We start from the raw sequence: 18,090 nt of genomic DNA, 5'->3' as shown, positions 1-18,090 counted from the left end.
TGGATCCGGGTGCTGCGCCGGCTCAGTCGAACCCGAGGCTCAACTTCCGCAGCAAACCCGCGAGGCGCTTCTGCTCGGCCGCGGGCAGGCTCTCGAGCAGCTCGGCCTCGGCGTCGACGAGGCGCGTGATCGCGGCATCCACTCGCGTGAGACCCGCGGGGCTCATCTCGACGAGGATGCCGCGGCCGTCGTTCGGGTCGGTCTGCCGGGTGACGAGTCCGCGCTCGACGAGCCGGTCGATGCGGTTCGTCATGGTGCCGCTCGAGACGAGGGTCTGCTGCAGCAATTGCTTGGGGGAGAGCCGGTACGGCGTGCCTGCCCGGCGAAGCGCGGAGAGCACGTCGAATTCCGACGACTCGAGCTCGGATCGCGTGAACGCCTGGCGGCGTGCGCGGTCGAGGTGCTTCGCGAGCCTCGCGACCCGCGAGAGCACCTGCAGCGGAGCGAAGTCGAGATCGGGCCGCTCCCGTTCCCAGTCGCCGACGATTCGGTCGACCTCGTCTGCATCCGTCATCCGCCCATTATCCCGTGAGGCGCATCTCCCGAGCTGCATCCCGCGAGGGCCACGCTCGTGAGATGACGCAAATCGACCCTCGCCGCGATGCGAAGGTCGATTCGCGTCACTTCGCGGCATCCGGCGCATCTTCCGAGCCGCAACTCACGCCGTCAGGGGGCCGGATGCCGCTGAGCACACACTTGCTCATGGCAGACTGGTTGTCGCGCGATCGCCACGGCCCCGCGCGATCCGCCGTAGTGTAATGGCAGCACGACAGCCTTTGGAGCTGTTCGGTCCAGGTTCGAGTCCTGGCGGCGGAGCATGGATCACAATCTCGCCATCATCATCCTGGCGGCCGGGCAGGGCACGCGCATGAAGTCCGCGACACCGAAGTTGCTGCATACGCTCGCCGGCGCACCGATCGTCGCGCACGTACTCGCGACGGCGCGGGCGCTCGACGCCGCGCACGTCGTGGCCGTGGTGCGTCACGAGCGCGACCGGGTCGCTGAGGCCGTCGAGGCCGAGTTCCCGGGTGCCGCGATCGTCGATCAAGACGAGATTCCCGGAACGGGCCGGGCGGTCGAGCAGGCGATGGCGGCGCTGCCCGCCGACTTCGACGGCGAGGTGCTCGTGCTGAACGGCGACGTGCCGCTCCTCGATGCGGAGACGCTCACGCGATTCCTCGAGCGCCACCGCTCGCGGGCTGCCGCGGCATCCGTGCTCTCGGCCGTCTACGACGACCCGTCGGGCTACGGGCGAGTCGTGCGCGACACGGCGGGCGCCTTCGACCGCATCGTCGAGCAGAAGGACGCCACCGATGACGAGCGAGCGATCGACGAGATCAACGCAGGCATCTACGCCTTCGGCGCGAGCGCGCTGCGCGACCAGCTCGCGAACCTCACGACCGAGAACTCGCAAGGTGAGAAGTACCTCACCGACGTCATCGGCCTCTTGCGCTCCGAAGGGTCCGAGGTGGAGGCCGTGCCCGTCTCGCAGCCGTGGCTCGTCGCGGGAATCAACGACCGCGCCCAGCTCTCCGAGACGGCCGCCCGGCTGAACGCCCTCATCGTGCGCGGCTGGCAGTTGAACGGCGTCACGATCGACGACCCGGCGACCACGTGGATCGATCTCGCGGTGCGCATCGAACCCGACGTCACGATCCGCCCGGGCACCCAGCTGCAGGGCGCCACGGTCATCGCCTCCGGCGCCGTCATCGGGCCCGACACGACGCTCGTCGATTGCGAGATCGGCGAGAACGCCACGGTGAAGCGCACCGACGCCACGCTCTCGGTGATCGGCGCCGGGGCATCCGTCGGCCCCTTCGCGTATCTTCGTGCGGGCACCGTGCTCGGCGCCGACGGAAAGATCGGCACGTTCGTCGAGACGAAGAACGCCAAGATCGGCGAGGGCAGCAAGGTGCCGCACCTCTCGTACGTCGGCGACGCGACCATCGGCGAGGGTTCGAACATCGGCGCCGGCTCGATCTTCGCGAACTACGACGGCGTGAACAAGCACAGCTCCGAGATCGGCTCACAGGTGCGCACCGGGTCGCACGGCGTCTTCGTCGCGCCCGTTAGGATTGGCGACGGAGCCTACACGGGCGCCGGCACGGTTGTCCGCAAAGACGTCCCGGCCGGCGCACTCGCCGTGAACGTGGCTCCGCAGCGCAACATCGAGGGATGGGTCGAGAAGCACCGACCCGGCACCGCGTCCGCCCAGGCGGCAACGGCGGCCGGAGAGGCGTCCGGCCCCGCCGCCGACTGAACGCACCGGCCGAGGCGGGTGGAGAGGACAGACCATATGGCTGCAATCGAGACCACCGGATCGAAACGGCTCGTGCTCGTCTCGGGGCGGGCACACCCCGAACTAGCCGAGCAGATCGCGGAAGAACTCGGTGCAGACCTGGTCCCGACCGATGCGCGCACCTTCGCCAACGGTGAGATCTATGCCCGCTACGACGAGAGCGTGCGCGGCTCCGACGCATTCGTCATCCAGTCCCACACGGCACCGATCAACGAGTGGCTCATGGAGCAGCTCATCATGATCGATGCCCTGAAGCGCGCGTCCGCGAAGCGCATCACCGTCGTCGCCCCGTTCTATCCCTATGCCAGGCAAGACAAGAAGGGCCGCGGCCGCGAGCCGATCTCGGCACGCCTCGTCGCCGACCTCTTCAAGGCGGCCGGCGCCGACCGCATCATGTCGATCGACCTGCACGCCGCGCAGATCCAGGGCTTCTTCGACGGCCCGGTCGACCACCTCTTCGCGATGCCGGTGCTGCTCGAGTACTTCAGGGAGAAACTCGACCCCTCGACCCTCGCGGTCGTCTCGCCCGACATGGGCCGCGTTCGCGTCGCCGACATCTGGAGCGACAAGCTCGGCGCACCGCTCGCCATCATCCACAAGCGCCGCGATCCGCTCGTGCCGAACCAGGTCTCGGTGCACGAGATCGTCGGCGACGTCGACGGGCGCGTGTGCCTGCTCGTCGACGACCTCATCGACACGGGGCGCACGATCGTCAAGGCCGCCGAGGCGCTGAAGGCGAACGGCGCCACGGGCGTCATCGTCGCCGCAACGCACGCGGTGTTCTCCAACCCGGCGGTGGAGATCCTGCAGAGCGCGGCCATCGACCACGTCGTCGTGACCGACACGCTGCCGGTTCCCATGGAGAAGCGCTGGGATCGACTCACGGTCCTGCCGATCGCGCCGCTGCTCGCCCGCGCAATCCACGAGGTGTTCGAAGACGGGTCGGTGACGAGCATGTTCGACGGCGCGGCCTGATGCCCGTCGCAACGCGCCCCTGGCTCTCGAGCTACGCCGAGGGAGTGCCCACCGATATCGAGCCGCAGGAGGGGTCGCTCCACGACCTGCTTCGAGCCTCGGTCGAGCAGTACGGCGACCGCGTCGCGCTCGAGTTCTTCGGCCGCACCACGACGTACGCCGAGCTCGGCGAGCAGGTCGAGCGGGCCGCCGAGGGCCTCCGACGCCTCGGCGTGAAGCACGGCGACCCGGTCGCGCTCGTGCTGCCGAACTGTCCGCAGCACGTGGTGGCGTTCTATGCAGTGCTTCGCCTCGGCGCGATCGTCGTGGAGCACAACCCGCTCTACACGCCGCGCGAGCTGCGCCACCAGTTCGAAGACCACGGTGCGCGCGTTGTGATCGCCTGGAACAAGGTCGTCGAGACGATCCAGGACTTCCCGGCGGATGTCGCGGTCAGCTCGATCGTGTCGGTCGACGTGACCCGGGCGATGCCCCTCCTCACCCGTATCGCATTGCGTCTGCCCGTGGCGAAGGCGCGGGAGTCCCGTGCCGCCCTCACCACGAAGGTGCGCGGCACGACGCCGTGGCACGAGCTCGTCGCGTCCGCCCGCATCGACGCCCACGTCCCCGCGCCGGGCGTCGACGACGTCGCGCTCATCCAGTACACGAGCGGCACGACCGGACGCCCAAAGGGCGCCACCCTCACCCACCTGAACCTGTGCGCCAACGCCGCGCAGACCCGGGCCTGGGTGCCCGCCATCGAGCGCGGCACCTCCGTCGTCTACGGGGTGCTGCCGATGTTCCACGCCTACGGGCTCACCCTCTGCCTCGCGTTCGCGACGAGCATGGGCTCGCGACTCGTGCTCTTCCCGAGGTTCGATCCCGACCTCGTGCTGAAGGTCGTGAAGCGGCGACCGCCGACCTTCATGCCCGCGGTGCCGCCGATCTACGACCGGCTCACGAAGGCCGCCGCAGCCAAGGGCGTGTCGCTCGCCGGCATCCGCATCGCGATCTCGGGCGCGATGCCGCTCTCGGTCCAGGTCGTCGAGCCGTGGGAGACCGAGACCGGGGGAATCCTCGTCGAGGGCTACGGGCTCTCCGAGACCTCGCCGGTGCTCATCGCCAACCCCGTCGCCGCCAATCGCAAGGTGGGAACGGTGGGGCTGCCACTGCCGAGCACCGAGATCCGCGTCGTGGATCCCGACGACCCCACGGTCGATAGCGAGCCCGGTGCCGAGGGTGAGCTCATCGTGCGCGGGCCGCAGGTGTTCTCGGGGTACTGGTTGAAGCCCGAGGAGACCGAGGCGGTGTTCGTGCCGGCGACCGACGGCGGCGCCGCATGGTTCCGCACGGGCGATATCGTCGCGGTCGATGAAGAGGGCTTCGTGCGCATCATCGATCGCATCAAGGAGCTCATCATCACGGGCGGCTTCAACGTGGCCCCGAGCGAGGTCGAAGAGGCGGTCCGCCGCCATCCCGACGTCGACGACGTTGCGGTGGTCGGGCTCCCCGACGTCCATTCCGGCGAGCAGGTCGTGGCCGTCGTCGTGCTGCGCGACGGCGCGACGCTCGACGAAGCCTCCATCCGCGCTCTCGCGCGCGAGGAGCTCACCCCCTACAAGGTGCCCAAGCGCGTCGTGCAGGTCGACGACCTGCCGCGCTCACTCATCGGCAAGGTGCTGCGCCGCCAGGTGCGCAACGCCCTGCTCAACGCGTGAACGGGGCCGCGATGCCATTCCTGTCAGCCGAGTCGGCTCGGGCCCTCGCCGAGCTGGTCGCGCTCGACGCGCTGGGCGACGGCGGTGGCGACGAGGCGACGCGGGTCACGCCGCTCGAGCGGCTCCGCGGCATCCGCTCGCTCATCGCCGTTCTCGAGGCCGATCCGGCATCGCTCAACGCCGTGCGTGAGGCGCTCGACGCCGGCGAGGCCTGGGAGGAGATCGCGGATGCCGCGGGGCTCAGCCCCTCCGCCGCGAAGTACCGCTGGGCCGGCGACGACGACGCGATCGCGGCACGCCAGGAGGCGAGCCGTCGTCGCAAACGCGAACGTCCGTCGAGCGCGCCGACCGAGTTGCCCGGGCTCGGCGTCGCTGAAGCCGCGAAACGACTGGGGGTGACGCCGCAGGCGATCTACCAGCGGGTCTCGCGGGGGCTCATGCGTGCCGAGACCGTGGAACTTCCCGACGGGCGCAAATACAAGCGGGTCTTCCTGCCCGACGAGCCGGCGGCATCCGCCGACTGACCGGGGCGGGACTGGCCTCAGCTCTGGCGCTCGTCAGCTCTGGCGCTCGTCGATGATCTGGATACGCGGCGCGCTCGGCAGCAGGCCGAGGTTCGCGATGTGCGTGTCGTTGCCGTGTCCAGCGGTGGCGAAGCACTGCCAACCCGGCCCGCCGCGCGCGAACAGCTCGAAGGAGACGCGCGATCCGAGGGCATCGGCGTCGTAGGCGGCGACGTACTGGGCACAGGCCCGGTCGGCCGCCGCCCGTGCGACGCCGTAGATGGAGAGCACGATGGGCAGCACGAGTGCCCCGACCGCGATGAGCACCACCACGCGGAGCGCCCGCCGACGTCGTTCTCCGAACACCGGCCGGTCGTCGTCGAACGGATCGCCGTCGAGCTCGTGGTGCCGGTCGCTCATGACGCGCCTCCGAGGAACGCCGTGCCGCCGCCGCCGGCGGGCAAGGGGAGAGCGGCGCGGATCGTTGAGCGGGAGTCGGACTCCGCTCCCTCCCGTCGCCGCGCCTGTCCAGGCATCCGCTGTCCCCTTCGCCCGTCTACGTCAACGCGACCCTCGTCAGTGCGAGGAGGGCGACGTCTCAATCTCGGTGCGGTCGCCCGACCAGAGCGTGTGGAACACGCCCGGCTTGTCGACGCGCTTGTACGTGTGTGCGCCGAAGAAGTCGCGCTGGCCCTGCACGAGCGCCGCGGGAAGTCGCGGTGCACGCAGGCCGTCGTAGTACGCGAGCGACGACGAGAACGCGGGCGTCGGGATGCCGGCGTAGGCTGCCGCGGCGACGACGCGCCGCCAGCTGTCTTGCGTGCCGGCGACCGCGTCGCGGAAGTAGGGGGCCGACACGAGGACCACGAGCTCGGGGTCGTCGCTGTAGGCGTCGGCGATGCGGTTGAGGAACCGGGCCCGGATGATGCAGCCGGCGCGCCAGATCTTCGCGATGTCGCCCTTCTTGATCTCCCAGCCGAACTGCTCGGCGCCGGCGACGATCTCGTCGAAGCCCTGCGAGTAGGCGATGATCTTCGAGGCGTAGAGCGCACGGCGCACGTCTTCGACGAAGGCGTCTTCGTCGTCGGGGCGCCAGTCGCCCGAGGGGCCCGGGAGGTCGCGCGCGGCCGCGCGCTGGGCGGGGCGCGACGAGAGGCTGCGGGCGAAGACCGCTTCGGCGATGCCCGAGACCGGTACGCCGAGGTCGAGGGCGTTCTGCACGGTCCACGCGCCGGTGCCCTTGGCGCCGGCCTGGTCGAGGATGACGTCGACGAGGGGCTGGCCGGTCGCGGCATCCGTCTGCCGGAGCACTTCGGCCGTGATCTCGATGAGGTAGCTCTCGAGCTCGCCGGTGTTCCACTCGGCGAAGATGTCGGCGATCTCGGCGGGGGACTTGCCGGTGCCCTGGCGGATGAGGTCGTAAGCCTCGGCGATGAGCTGCATGTCGGCGTACTCGATGCCGTTGTGCACCATCTTCACGAAGTGGCCCGCGCCGTCGGTGCCGACGTGGGTGACGCACGGCTCGCCCTCGGCGATCGCCGCGATCGAGGAGAGGATCGGGCCGAGCGTCTCGTAGGACTCGGCGCTGCCGCCGGGCATGATGCTCGGGCCCTTCAGTGCGCCCTCTTCGCCGCCCGAGATGCCGGCGCCGACGAAGTGGATGCCGCTGGGGCTGATCTGCTGCTCGCGGCGGATCGTGTCGAGGAAGTTCGCGTTGCCGCCGTCGACGATGATGTCGCCCGGCTCGAATCGGGAGACGAGCTCGGAGATCACGGCGTCGGTGCCCTTGCCGGCCTGCACCATGATGACCGCCGTGCGCGGCTTGGCGAGCGAGGCGACGAACTCGTCGTAGCTCTCGGTGGCGACGAACCCGGCCTCGGGGTGCTCGCTCACGAGGGTGCGCGTGCGCTCGGGCGAGCGGTTGAACACGGCGACCGTGTTGCCCTCGCGACTCGCCAGATTGCGGGCGAGGTTGGACCCCATGACCGCCATTCCGACGACGCCGATGTTCGCTGCTGCCCGGCTGTCCGCCATCTTTCCTCCTCGCATCGCCCCGTGGGCGCGACGCTTCCATAGTTTTTGTCGGGATTCGGATCAAGCGTAACGACACTGCGCAGATCCCGGCGTCCGGATGACCTTTGGTGACCGTGAGGGTGAGGAGAGCGACCCGCTGAGCCGAAGCGCGACAGCTGGTAGACTCGGCCGTTGAACTTCGGCGAGGGATGCCGTGCGAATCGGGTTCGTCCTGATCGCGGCATCCGTGATCGACGCGGTGAAGCGGGCTTCAGGGCTTTCCTCACGCTACAGCGCACCTCGAGTGCGCGCGTTCGAGTCGAAACAACAGACACATGATCTGGGCCGAGAGCCCGCAAGGAGAATCACCATGGATGAAGACAACAAGGTCGTCGCCGACGCGCGCGAGTCCTTCGGCAAGGGCGCGGCCCGCAAGCTCCGCGCCTCCGGCAAGATCCCGGCCGTGCTCTACGGGCACGGCACCGATCCCCGCCACCTCGCCCTTCCGGCGCACCAGATCGGGCTCATCATCCGCAAGGCGAACGCCCTGCTCGACCTGCAGATCGAAGGCAAGAGCCAGCTCGCCCTCGTGAAGGACGTGCAGAAGGACCCGGTGCGCCAGATCATCGAGCACCTCGACCTCATCGTCGTGCGCAAGGGTGAGAAGGTTCAGGTCGAGGTCCCCGTGCACCTCTCGGGCGAGTCCTACCCCGGCACGATTGCCGACCTCGACGCGAAGACCCTGCTGCTCGAGGCCGAGGCCACGCACATCCCCGAGAACGTCGTCGTGAGCATCGAGGGCCTCGAAGACGGCGCGCAGATCCACGCGAAGGACGTCGAGCTCCCCAGCGGCTCGACGCTGCTCAGCGACCCCGAGACCCTCGTCGTGCTCGTGCACGAGCCGCAGAAGGTCGACCTCGGCGAGGAGGCCGCTGAGGCCGCCGCCGAAGCGGCAGCCGAAGAGGCCCCCGCAGAGGCGGCCCCGGCAGAGTCGGCCGAGTAGGCACCGAACGAAACGGGGCCTGCGGCCCCGCATCCGGGTACCCTCGGAATGCGGGCCGCGGGCCCCACCTCATTTCCAGGAGCAGGGAGGCGACATGGGCTTTCTCGACCTGCTGCGACCCCGCCGGAAGGACGACTCCGTGGCCGAGAACACGTGGCTCGTGGTCGGCCTCGGCAACCCCGGCGCGCACTACGCCGGCAATCGGCACAATGTGGGCGAGATGGTCGCCGATGAGCTCGCCGCTCGCCTCGGCGCCGCCTTCAAGAGCCACAAGACGCCCGCCCGCGTCGCCGAGGGATTCCTGCGCCCGGGCGGCCCGAAGCTCGTCATCGCGAAGCCCAACGGCTTCATGAACACCTCGGGCGGGCCGGTCTCGGCGCTCCTCAAGTTCTATTCGCTCGAGCCGAGCCGACTCATCGTCGTGCACGACGAGCTCGACATCCCCTTCGACACCGTGCGCCTGAAACAGGGCGGCGGCCACGGCGGGCACAACGGCCTGCGCGACATCGCGAAGGCCCTCGACTCCGGCGACTTCACGCGGGTGCGGGTCGGCATCGGCCGGCCTCCAGGCCGGCAGGACGCCGCCGACTTTGTGCTGAAGGACTTCTCCGGCACCGAGCGGGGCGCGCTGCCGAACCTGCTCTCGGATGCCGCCGACGCCGTTGAGGCGGTCGTGAGCGACGGCCTCGTCGCGGCACAGCAGCGCTTCCACTCCCCGGCCTGAGCCTGGCTCCGGCGTTGCCGGGGCGGCATCCGCTCAGATGAGGCCGCGCAGGAACTCCTCCGGCGGCACGCCGGAAGCGCGGGCACGTTCGACGAGGCGGGTGTGCTCCTCGGTCGTGAGCTCGAGGGTCATCGTCAGCCAGTCGGCCGACGGGTCGTCGAATTCGAAGAGCGCCGCGTCGCCGGGGGAGCGGTCGTCGTCGAGCGGCGGTACGACGTCGAGCGGCGGTGCGTCGTCGGTGTCGGGAAGCGGGGGCTCGACGTGCGGCGGGGGCGCAGCGGCATCCGTCGGAGCCGTACCGCCCCACCCCGGACCGGTCGGGATCTCGAGGCCGCGCTGGTAGGCCTCGGCGACCGCGCGAGCACGGAGGTCGGCCGCTTCGTTCAGCTCATGGCCGATGTGCCCCTTCACCCACTCGAAGCGGTACCGGCGACCGGCGATCGCCTCGTCGAGCTCGCGCAGGAGCTCGACGTTCATGACCGGCTTGCCGTCGGCCTTGCGCCATCCCTTGCGCTTCCAGCCGGGCATCCACTTCGTCACCGAGTTGATCACGTATTGGCTGTCGCACTGCACGAGGAGCTCGTCGTCGAGATGCGCGGTCGCACGGAAGAGCTCGAGTACGGCCTTCAGCTCGCCCTGGTTGTTGGTGGCGTGCTTCCAGCCACCGGCCGCCCAACGCGACTCGTCGACGAACCACGCCCAACCGGCCGGGCCCGGGTTGCCGAGGGCCGATCCATCGGCAGCGGCGATGATCATGTCGGTGGGCCTCCTGGTGTTCACGTGCGGCGCCCATCGTATCGGCACGCGCCGACGGTCATCTGCGCACGGTCATCTGCGCACCGGCCCGGCCGGAGCGTCGGATGCCGCGCGTAGACTCATGCGGTGACACTCGATGGCTTGCTCACGGCGCTCTCCCGCGCCTCCACGATCGACGGCGCACTCGCGCAGGCCACGAGGAACGCCGACTTCTCAGCTCCCGACGGACTCGATGCGCCGCTGCTGGCGGGCTTGCTCCGCCGGCGTGCCGAGGCGGGGCTGCCGCCGTCGCTGCTCGTGGTCACGGCGACGAGCCGAGAGGGCGAGTCTGTCCGCGCGTCGATCGCGCCGTACCTCGGCGACGCCGAGATCCTCGAGTTCCCCGCATGGGAGACGCTGCCGCACGAGCGGCTGAGCCCGAGCGCCGAGACGGTGGGCCGGCGACTCCATGCGCTGCGGCGCATGCATGAGTGGCAGCAGGCCGGGTCGCGGCATCCGCTCGTCATCGTCGCCTCGGTTCGGTCCGCGTTGCAGCCCCTCGCCGACAACCTGGCCGAGCTCGCTCCCGTCGAACTCGTCGCGGGCGGGCGCGGCTACGACCTCACCGAGATCTCGTCGAAGCTCGTCGACCTCGCATATTCCCGCGTCGACATGGTGGCCCGGCCGCGGCGAGTTCGCGGTGCGCGGCGGCATTCTCGACGTATTCCCGCCGACCGCCGACCACCCGGTGCGCGTCGAGTTCTTCGGCGACGAGGTCGAGGAGCTCCGCTCGTTCTCGGTAGCCGACCAGCGTTCGCTGCCTGAGCCGATCGAGCGGATCGAGCTCTCGCCGAGCCGCGAGCTCCTGCTCACGCCTGCAGTGCGCCAGCGCGCGCGTGAGATGGTGCACGAGTTCCCGAGCCTCTCCGGGTTGCTCGAGAAGGTCGCCGAGGGCATCCCCGTCGAGGGCATGGAGTCCCTTGCGCCGGCGCTGCTCGACCGGCTCGTGCCGCTCACGCGCTACCTGCCCGAGGGGGCCGCCGTCGCCGTGCTCGCCCCCGAGCGGGTGGCCGGCCGCGCGGTGAGCCTCGGCGAGACGAACCGTGAGTTCCTGGCCGCCGCGTGGAGCGCCGCGACCGCGGGCGCAGAGGCGCCGATCGATCTCGCCGCGGGCGACTTCCTCACGATGCGCGCCTTGCGCGAGGCGGCGCTCTTCAGCGCGCCGGGGGAGCCCGATCCGCGACGCGTGTGGTGGACGTTCAGCGGGTTCGACCTCGGCGACGCGGCCGAGGTCGTGACCGGCTCTAGCGCGGCGGGCGCGCCGGGCGCGCCGGGCGCGGCGGGCACGTCGAGCGCGTCGGGCGGCGGTGCCATCGCGGATGCCTCCTACATCCGCCTCGCCGCGAACGCCGTGCCGAGCTTCCAGGGCAACGTCGCCGGGGCCGTCGATCACGCTGCGGAGCGCCTCCGCGACGGGTGGAGCATCGTCGTGGCATCCGCCGGTCACGGACTGGTGGAGCGAGCCCGCGACGTGCTCGCCGAGCAGGGTCTCGCGGCACGCATCGTCGACGAGGTGCCGGCCGTGCTCGAACCCGGCGTCGCGTTCCTCGTGCAGGCCGACGCGGCGCGCGGCTTCGAGGTGCCCGAGGCCAAGCTCGGCCTGATCGCCGAGGCCGAGTTCTACGGTCGCGCAGCAGGGTACGACGCGCGGCAGGGCAAGAAGCTCGCGAGCCGGAGGCGCAACGTCGTCGACCCCCTGCAGCTGAAGGCCGGCGACTACGTCGTGCACCAGACGCACGGCATAGGCCGGTTCGTCGAGATGGTGCAGCGCGAGGTCGCCACCGGCAGTCGACCGACCGGCCCCAGCCGCACCGCCGGCATCCAGCAGGCCCCCACCGCGGTGCGCGAGTACCTCGTGATCGAGTACGCGCCGTCCAAGCGCGGACAGGCCGGCGACAAGCTCTACGTGCCCACCGACCAGCTCGACCTGCTCAGCCGCTACGTCGGCGGCGAGGCGCCGTCGCTCTCGAAGATGGGCGGCAGCGACTGGTCGCAGGCGAAGGGCCGGGCCCGCAAGGCGGTGCGCGAGATCGCCGTCGAGCTCGTGAAGCTCTATTCGGCGCGCATGGCCGCGAAGGGCCACGCGTTCGGCCCAGACACTCCCTGGCAGCACGAGCTGGAAGAGGCGTTCCCCTATACCGAGACGCCCGACCAGGTGCAGACGATCGACGAGGTGAAGGCCGATATGGAACGGCCCATCCCCATGGACCGCCTGCTTGCCGGCGATGTCGGATTCGGCAAGACCGAGGTCGCCGTGCGGGCCGCCTTCAAGGCGATCCAAGACGGCAAGCAAGTGGCGATGCTCGTGCCGACGACCCTGCTCGTGAAGCAGCACTTCGAGACGTTCACCGAGCGCTACGCCGGATTCCCCGTGCACGTGCGGGCACTCTCGCGCTTCCAGACCGACAAGGAGGCACGCGAGACGATCGCCGGGCTGGCCGACGGCACGATCGACCTCGTGATCGGCACGCATCGGCTCCTCACCGAGCAGATCAAGTTCAAAGACGTGGGCCTGCTCATCGTCGATGAAGAGCAGCGCTTCGGCGTCGAGCACAAAGACGCGCTGAAGAAGCTGAAGACCAACGTCGACATCCTGGCCATGAGCGCGACCCCGATTCCGCGCACGCTCGAGATGGCCGTCACCGGCATCCGCGAGATGTCGACCCTCGCGACACCGCCCGAAGACCGGCATCCGATCCTCACGTTCGTCGGTCCCTACTCCGAGCAGCAGGTCGCCGCGGCGATCCGCCGCGAGATGCTGCGCGAGGGCCAGATCTTCTTCGTGCACAACCGCGTGTCGTCGATCAACCGGGTCGCGGCGCAGCTCGCCGAGCTCGTGCCCGAAGCGCGCATCGCCGTGGCCCACGGCCAGCTCAACGAGCACGTGCTCGAGCAGATCGTCGTCGACTTCTGGGAGCGCAAGTTCGACGTGCTCGTGTCGACGACCATCATCGAGACCGGTCTCGACATCACGAACGCGAACACGATCATCATCGATCGCGCCGACAAGTACGGGCTCTCGCAGCTGCACCAGTTGCGTGGCCGCGTCGGCCGTGGCCGCGAGCGCGCGTACGCGTACTTCCTGTGGGACCCGCAGAAGCCCCTCTCCGAGACCGCGCACGACCGACTCTCGACCATCGCGGCGAACAACGAGCTCGGCAGCGGCATCCAGGTGGCGCTGAAAGACCTCGAGATCCGCGGCGCGGGCAACCTCCTCGGAGCCGAGCAGGCCGGGCACATCGCGGGCGTCGGGTTCGACCTCTACTTGCGCATGATCGGCGAGGCCGTGTCCGCGTTCCGCGGCGACGTCGCTGAAGGGCAGACCGAGCTGCGGCTCGAGCTTCCCGTCGACGCGCACATCCCCGAGGAATACGTCGACAGTGAGCGGCTCCGGCTCGAGGCGTACCAGAAGCTCTCGGCCGCGAGCGGTCCCGCGGCGAAGGAGGGCCAGATCGACGCGGTGCTCGACGAGCTCGTCGACCGCTACGGATCGCCGCCCGATGCCGTGAAGCACCTCATCGCGATCTCGCGGCTTCGCCGGCGGGCGCAGCTCGCGGGTCTCTCCGAGGTCATCGCCACGGGTTCGAAGCTCCGCATCGCGCCCGCGGCGATCCCCGACTCGCGACGGGTTCGCCTCGAGCGGCTCTATCCGGGTGCCCGGCACTTCGCGCAGAACGACGTCATCCTCGTGCCGTTCCCGATGCCGGGCGGCGAGCCGCTCGGCGACGGCGAGCTCATCGAGTGGGTCGCCAAGCTCATCACGGCGATCTTCCCGGTGCCGGAGGTCGCGGTCGACGCATCCGCCACCGCCTGACGGGCCGATCGGCCCGAGCCGACGCTAGACCAGGAAGTTCATCGCGAGCAACGCCGTCGTCGTCATCGTGATCGTGTAGGGCAGGGCCATCCAGAGCATCTGCACGTAGCCGAGCCGGATGAGCGGCGCGAGTGCCGACGTGAGGAGGAACAGGAACGCGGCCTGGCCGTTCGGCGTCGCGACGCTCGGGACGTTCGTGCCCGCGTTGACGGCGATCGCGAGCGCCTCGAACTGTTCACGATTGATCGTGCCGGCGTTGAAGGCGTTCGCGACCTCCGTGATGTACACGGTCGCGACGAAGACGTTGTCGCTGATGGCCGAGAGCACGCCCGCTGCGATGAAGAGCCAGGTCAGTTGCTGTGGCCCGTCTTGCGCGAGCACGAGATCGATGACCGGCGTGAACAGGCCCTGGTCGTTGATCACGGCGACGATCGCGAAGAACGTCACGAGCAGTGCCGTGAACGGCAGCGCCTCCTGGAAGGCGTGCCCGAGCGAGTGCTCGTGGATGATGCCGTTGAACGCCGTCGCGATGACGATCACCATGAGGCCGATGAGTCCGACCTCTGCGAGGTGGAGCGCGAGCGCCGCGACGAGCGCGACAGCGGTGAAGGCCTGGACCGTCAGCCGGGCGCGGCGACGGGGGCCGCTCTTGGCCGCCTCAGCGCGCTCCCACCGCTCCATGACCTCGCGCACCGATGCGGGCAACTCGGCGCCGTAGCCGAACCAGCGGGTCTTCTCGAGCAGCACGGTCGTGAGGAGTCCGACGATCAGGACGGGAATCGAGACCGGCAGCATCTGCACCAGGAACTCGACGAAGCCCCATCCGACGAGCTCGCCGATGAGAAGGTTCTGCGGCTCGCCCACGAGCGTCGCGAGTCCGCCGAGCGCGGTGCCGACCGCGGCGTGCATCATGATGTTGCGCAGGAAGTGGCGGAAGCGATCGAGGTCGCCCCTCATCGGGTCGTTCACAAGCTCGTCGTCGTCGTGGTCATGCTCGTCGTCGATCGCCCGATTCGAGGCGAAGCGGTGATAGACGGAGTAGAGCCCGGTCGCGACCGCGATGATGACCGCGATCACGGTGAGCGCATCGAGGAACGCCGAGAGCAGCGCCGCGACACCGGTGAAGGTGAGCGAGAGCAGGAGCTTCGAGCGCACGGCGACGAGCAGCTTGGTGAATACCAGCAGCAGCAGCTCTCGCATGAAGTAGATGCCCGCGACCATGAACATCAGCAGCAGGATGACGGCGAAGTTCGCCTGCGTCTCGTGGTACACGCTCTCGGGGCTCGTCATGCCGATGACGACGGCCTCGATCGCGATGAGGCCGCCGGGCTGGAGCGGGTAGCACTTGAGCGCCATGGCGAGGGTGAAGATGAACTCGGCGACGAAGATCCACCCCGTGGCGAAGGGCCCGAGCGCGAGGAGGAAGAGCGGATTCAGCGCCAGGAACGCGACGATCGTCACCTTGTACCAGCGGGGCGCGTCACCCAGGAAGTTGCGCGCCAATGCGATCGAGTATTCGCGAACCATGTAGACCTCTGTTCAGCGACGCCCGTCGATGGCGGTGCGGCGCGGGAATGACGATGACGGCGGTCTCCCGCCGGCCGACCAGACTTCCCGGCACTCCGCGTCCGATCCTAGCGGGCGGGCGGGATGGAGCGCTTACGATTGCTGCGAGGGCGGGGCTCCGCCCGGACGGGAGCGATCGTGGGCGACATCCGACCAGGGAGCACGGTGGAATCCACCGCGCGCGCGACCACCCACCTCGACGAGCTCATCGACACCGTCGCGCTGCTTCGCGCACCGGGCGGCTGCCCGTGGGACGCCGACCAGACGCACGCCTCGCTCGTGCAGTACCTCGTCGAAGAGAGCTGGGAGCTCATCGACGCCATCGAGTCGGGCGACCGCGACGAGATGATCGAGGAGCTCGGCGACGTGCTCTACCAGGTGCTCTTCCACGCCGACATCGCGGCGCACACCGACGGTGAGCGCTTCGACATCCAGGACGTCGCGGCGCACATGACCGCGAAGATGGTGTCGCGGCATCCGCATGTCTTCGGCGGCGATCGCACGGCCGAGACCGCGGCAGACGTCGTCTCGTTCTGGGACGAGCTGAAGGCCGACGAGAAACCGCATCGCACGAGCGTGCTCGACGGCATTCCGCGGGGCATGCCGGCGCTCGCGCTCGCGCAGAAGGTGCTCGGCAAGGCCGAGAAGGTCGGCGTGACGGATGCCGCATCCGGGGCGGCATCCGATGTCCCGGTGTTCGCCGATGAGGCTGAACTCGGTGCCGCGCTCCTCTCGACCGTCGCGGCTGCACGTGCCGGAGGACTCGACGCCGAACGCGCGCTCCGGCACGCCGTGCGCGCCTTCGAAGACGAGGTGCGCGCCGCAGAGCAGCAGGGCGCCGCGGGGTAACGGCGCTCGCCGCGCGGCTTCGGCGGCGGGTCGGATCGCGGATGCCGCGCCGTCGGCGTAGCGTCTGGGGCATGGGCATCGAGGAGCAGCGCCTCTCCGAGTTCTTCGACCGCTACGCCGAGGCGTTGCGTGCCTTCGACGCGGAGGCGACGGCGAGGCTCTGGGGCCTGCCGGGCATGCTCATCACCGACGACTTCGCGGGTGCGCTCGAGAGTCGAGCCGACCTGGCCGATGCGCTCGCCTCGTCGTATCCGCTCTACCGCCGGCTCGGGCTCGACTCGGCCGTGCCGGAGATCCTTGCGATCAGCGCCCTCACCGATCGCATCTCCACGGTGCGGCTGCGCTGGAGCTACCTCGACGACGCCGACGAGCTCATCGTGACGAGCGACTACGAGTACCTCGTGCGCGACGACGCCGACGGCCTGCACATCTACCTCGCGGTCGGCATCGACGAGATGGACGCGTTGCGCCGGGCAGCCGTCGCGCGCGACGTCGACCTCGACCTGGGGTGAGCCGTCGGAGCGCGGCGCCGCTGACAGAATGGACGGCATGGCCGCCTCCGTCACCCCACCGCGTGGAATGCGCGACTTCCTCCCGGCCGAGAAGGCAGTGCGCGAGCACGCCCTCGGCGTCATCCGCGACGTCTACGCGGCGCACGGCTTCGACGAGATCGAGACGCCCGTCATGGAGGACTCCTCGCGACTGCACGCGGGGCTCGGGGGCGACAACGAGAAGCTCGCCTTCGCCGTCATGAGGCGCGGGCTCACGGCCGAAGACCTCGAGCGCGCGGCCGAGGGCGTCGACCCGCTCTCGCTCGCCGACCTCGGCTTGCGCTACGACCTCACCGTTCCGCTCGCGCGCTTCTACGCCACCCACCGTGCGGCGCTCCCGCCCGTCTTCCGCTCGATCCAGATCGCACCGGTCTGGCGTGCCGAACGCCCGCAGAAGGGCCGCTACCGGCAGTTCGTGCAGTGTGACATCGACATCATCGGCGAGGCCGGCCACCTTGCCGAGCTCGAGCTCCTCACGGCCACCGTCGCGACGCTCGATGCCCTCGGCCTCGGCGGATGCGTCATCCGCTTGAACGACCGGCGCATCCTCGCCGGCATCCTCGACTCGTGGGCCGTGCCGCCCGAGGTGCGCGAACGCGCCCTCATCACGATCGACAAGCTCGACAAGATCGGCCCCGCGGGCGTCGCCGCCGAACTGCGCGAGCTCGGTGTCGAGCCGACGGATGCCTCGACCGGGCTCAGCACCGATGTCGCCGCCGAGCTCGAAGCGCTCGCGAACGCCGACTGGCACCTCGCCGACGGCATCGTGCCGCCCCCGGCCTGGCTCGACCTCGACGCCTTCGCGGCCCTGCGGGAGCTCCGAGGCGCCCTGCCCGACGCGGCGATCGAGTTCGACCCCACGCTCGTTCGCGGCATGGGCTACTACACGGGCACGATCTTCGAGGTCGCCCACCCCAACCTCGACTACTCGCTCGGCGGCGGCGGCCGCTACGACGGCATGATCGGACGCTTCCTCGGGCAGGAGGTGCCCGCGTGCGGCTTCTCCATCGGCTTCGAGCGCATCGTCGACCTGCTCGAGATGCGCCACGACGCCAAGCCGCGCGCGGTCGTGCTCGTCTACGACGCCGAGACGCCGCCCGCGACGCTCCTCGCCGTGAAGGGCGAGCTCGTGGCATCCGGCACCCGCGTGCGCCTCGAACGCCGCACGAAGAACCTGCGCGCCCTGCTCGACCGCGTGACGGCCGATGGATTCGACGCCTTCGCGCCGATCACGGCCGAGACGACGGATGCCGCGTCGCTCGCGTTCCGCGACCTCGGCGCCTGACCCGCCGGCTCGATCG

14 protein-coding genes, 1 tRNA gene and 1 pseudogene are annotated in these 18,090 nt (G+C 69.9%); 11 read left to right on the top strand and 5 right to left on the bottom strand.

Going from position 1 to position 18,090, the window contains the following annotated elements:
* Positions 1-22: 22 nt before the first annotated feature.
* On the bottom strand, positions 23-514 hold the full coding sequence (locus QFZ29_RS11495; protein ID WP_306894238.1) for a MarR family winged helix-turn-helix transcriptional regulator: 492 nt from the start codon (positions 512-514) through the stop codon (positions 23-25).
* A 230-nt stretch (positions 515-744) separates the two neighbouring features.
* On the opposite strand from QFZ29_RS11495, the gene QFZ29_RS11490 reads away from it, so the two are divergent.
* The 5 genes from QFZ29_RS11490 (at position 745) to QFZ29_RS11470 (ending at position 5,495) form a co-directional block, all read left to right on the top strand.
* A tRNA-Gln gene (locus QFZ29_RS11490) sits at positions 745-816 on the top strand.
* Between the two features lies 1 nt (position 817).
* Positions 818-2,260 carry a bifunctional UDP-N-acetylglucosamine diphosphorylase/glucosamine-1-phosphate N-acetyltransferase GlmU gene (gene glmU / locus QFZ29_RS11485; RefSeq protein ID WP_306894237.1) on the top strand — a complete coding sequence of 481 codons (1,443 nt, stop codon included), beginning with the start codon at positions 818-820 and terminating at the stop codon, positions 2,258-2,260.
* 36 nt (positions 2,261-2,296) lie between these two features.
* Complete coding sequence (locus QFZ29_RS11480) at positions 2,297-3,274, top strand: ribose-phosphate diphosphokinase (RefSeq protein WP_306894236.1); 978 nt, start codon at positions 2,297-2,299, stop codon at positions 3,272-3,274.
* Positions 3,274-4,971 (top strand): long-chain-fatty-acid--CoA ligase, encoded by a 1,698-nt coding sequence (locus QFZ29_RS11475; protein WP_306894235.1) that lies wholly within the window; start codon positions 3,274-3,276, stop codon positions 4,969-4,971. The genes QFZ29_RS11480 and QFZ29_RS11475 overlap by 1 nt, the downstream gene beginning before the upstream one ends.
* A gap of 11 nt (positions 4,972-4,982) precedes the next feature.
* Entirely contained in the window at positions 4,983-5,495 is a 513-nt protein-coding gene (locus QFZ29_RS11470) for a hypothetical protein (RefSeq protein WP_306894234.1), read from the top strand.
* A 33-nt stretch (positions 5,496-5,528) separates the two neighbouring features.
* On the opposite strand, the gene QFZ29_RS11465 is transcribed toward QFZ29_RS11470, so the two are convergent.
* Positions 5,529-5,894, bottom strand: coding sequence for a hypothetical protein (locus tag QFZ29_RS11465; RefSeq protein ID WP_306894233.1), 366 nt, complete (start codon positions 5,892-5,894; stop codon positions 5,529-5,531).
* Positions 5,895-6,050: 156 nt separating this feature from the next.
* A complete protein-coding gene (gene gndA / locus QFZ29_RS11460; RefSeq protein ID WP_306894232.1) occupies positions 6,051-7,508 on the bottom strand; it encodes an NADP-dependent phosphogluconate dehydrogenase in 1,458 nt (485 codons plus the stop codon).
* 349 nt (positions 7,509-7,857) lie between these two features.
* Here gndA and QFZ29_RS11455 point away from each other — a divergent pair, with 349 nt between their 5' ends.
* Together QFZ29_RS11455 and pth are read left to right on the top strand one after the other, a co-directional pair.
* Positions 7,858-8,490, top strand: a complete 633-nt coding sequence (locus QFZ29_RS11455) for a 50S ribosomal protein L25/general stress protein Ctc (RefSeq protein ID WP_306894231.1) — start codon at positions 7,858-7,860, stop codon at positions 8,488-8,490.
* A gap of 94 nt (positions 8,491-8,584) precedes the next feature.
* The gene (pth, locus tag QFZ29_RS11450) at positions 8,585-9,214 is read left to right on the top strand and encodes an aminoacyl-tRNA hydrolase (RefSeq protein WP_306894230.1); all 630 of its coding nucleotides are present in this window, start codon (positions 8,585-8,587) and stop codon (positions 9,212-9,214) included.
* A 33-nt stretch (positions 9,215-9,247) separates the two neighbouring features.
* Here the strand turns inward: pth and QFZ29_RS11445 are convergent, their stop codons facing one another.
* Positions 9,248-9,970: a ribonuclease H family protein gene (locus QFZ29_RS11445; protein ID WP_373426270.1), complete on the bottom strand. Its 723-nt coding sequence runs from the start codon at positions 9,968-9,970 to the stop codon at positions 9,248-9,250.
* Between the two features lie 126 nt (positions 9,971-10,096).
* Between QFZ29_RS11445 and mfd the strand changes: the two are divergent.
* A pseudogene (gene mfd, locus QFZ29_RS11440) lies at positions 10,097-13,823 on the top strand (transcription-repair coupling factor).
* A gap of 24 nt (positions 13,824-13,847) precedes the next feature.
* On the opposite strand, the gene nhaB reads toward mfd, so the two are convergent.
* Positions 13,848-15,350, bottom strand: a complete 1,503-nt coding sequence (gene nhaB / locus QFZ29_RS11435; RefSeq protein WP_306894228.1) for a sodium/proton antiporter NhaB — start codon at positions 15,348-15,350, stop codon at positions 13,848-13,850.
* A 204-nt stretch (positions 15,351-15,554) separates the two neighbouring features.
* Here nhaB and QFZ29_RS11430 point away from each other — a divergent pair, with 204 nt between their 5' ends.
* The 3 genes from QFZ29_RS11430 to hisS all read left to right on the top strand — a co-directional run bounded on the left by QFZ29_RS11430 (position 15,555) and on the right by hisS (position 18,074).
* Positions 15,555-16,238 carry a MazG family protein gene (locus tag QFZ29_RS11430; protein ID WP_306894227.1) on the top strand — a complete coding sequence of 228 codons (684 nt, stop codon included), beginning with the start codon at positions 15,555-15,557 and terminating at the stop codon, positions 16,236-16,238.
* Positions 16,239-16,309: 71 nt separating this feature from the next.
* Positions 16,310-16,750 carry a hypothetical protein gene (locus QFZ29_RS11425; RefSeq protein WP_306894226.1) on the top strand — a complete coding sequence of 147 codons (441 nt, stop codon included), beginning with the start codon at positions 16,310-16,312 and terminating at the stop codon, positions 16,748-16,750.
* A gap of 37 nt (positions 16,751-16,787) precedes the next feature.
* Positions 16,788-18,074: a histidine--tRNA ligase gene (hisS, locus tag QFZ29_RS11420; RefSeq protein ID WP_306894225.1), complete on the top strand. Its 1,287-nt coding sequence runs from the start codon at positions 16,788-16,790 to the stop codon at positions 18,072-18,074.
* Positions 18,075-18,090 lie beyond the last annotated feature (16 nt).

Origin of the sequence: Agromyces albus, assembly GCF_030815405.1 — a bacterium.
Taxonomy (GTDB): domain Bacteria; phylum Actinomycetota; class Actinomycetes; order Actinomycetales; family Microbacteriaceae; genus Agromyces; species Agromyces albus_A.
This window is presented reverse-complemented; position numbering and strand designations above follow the sequence as displayed.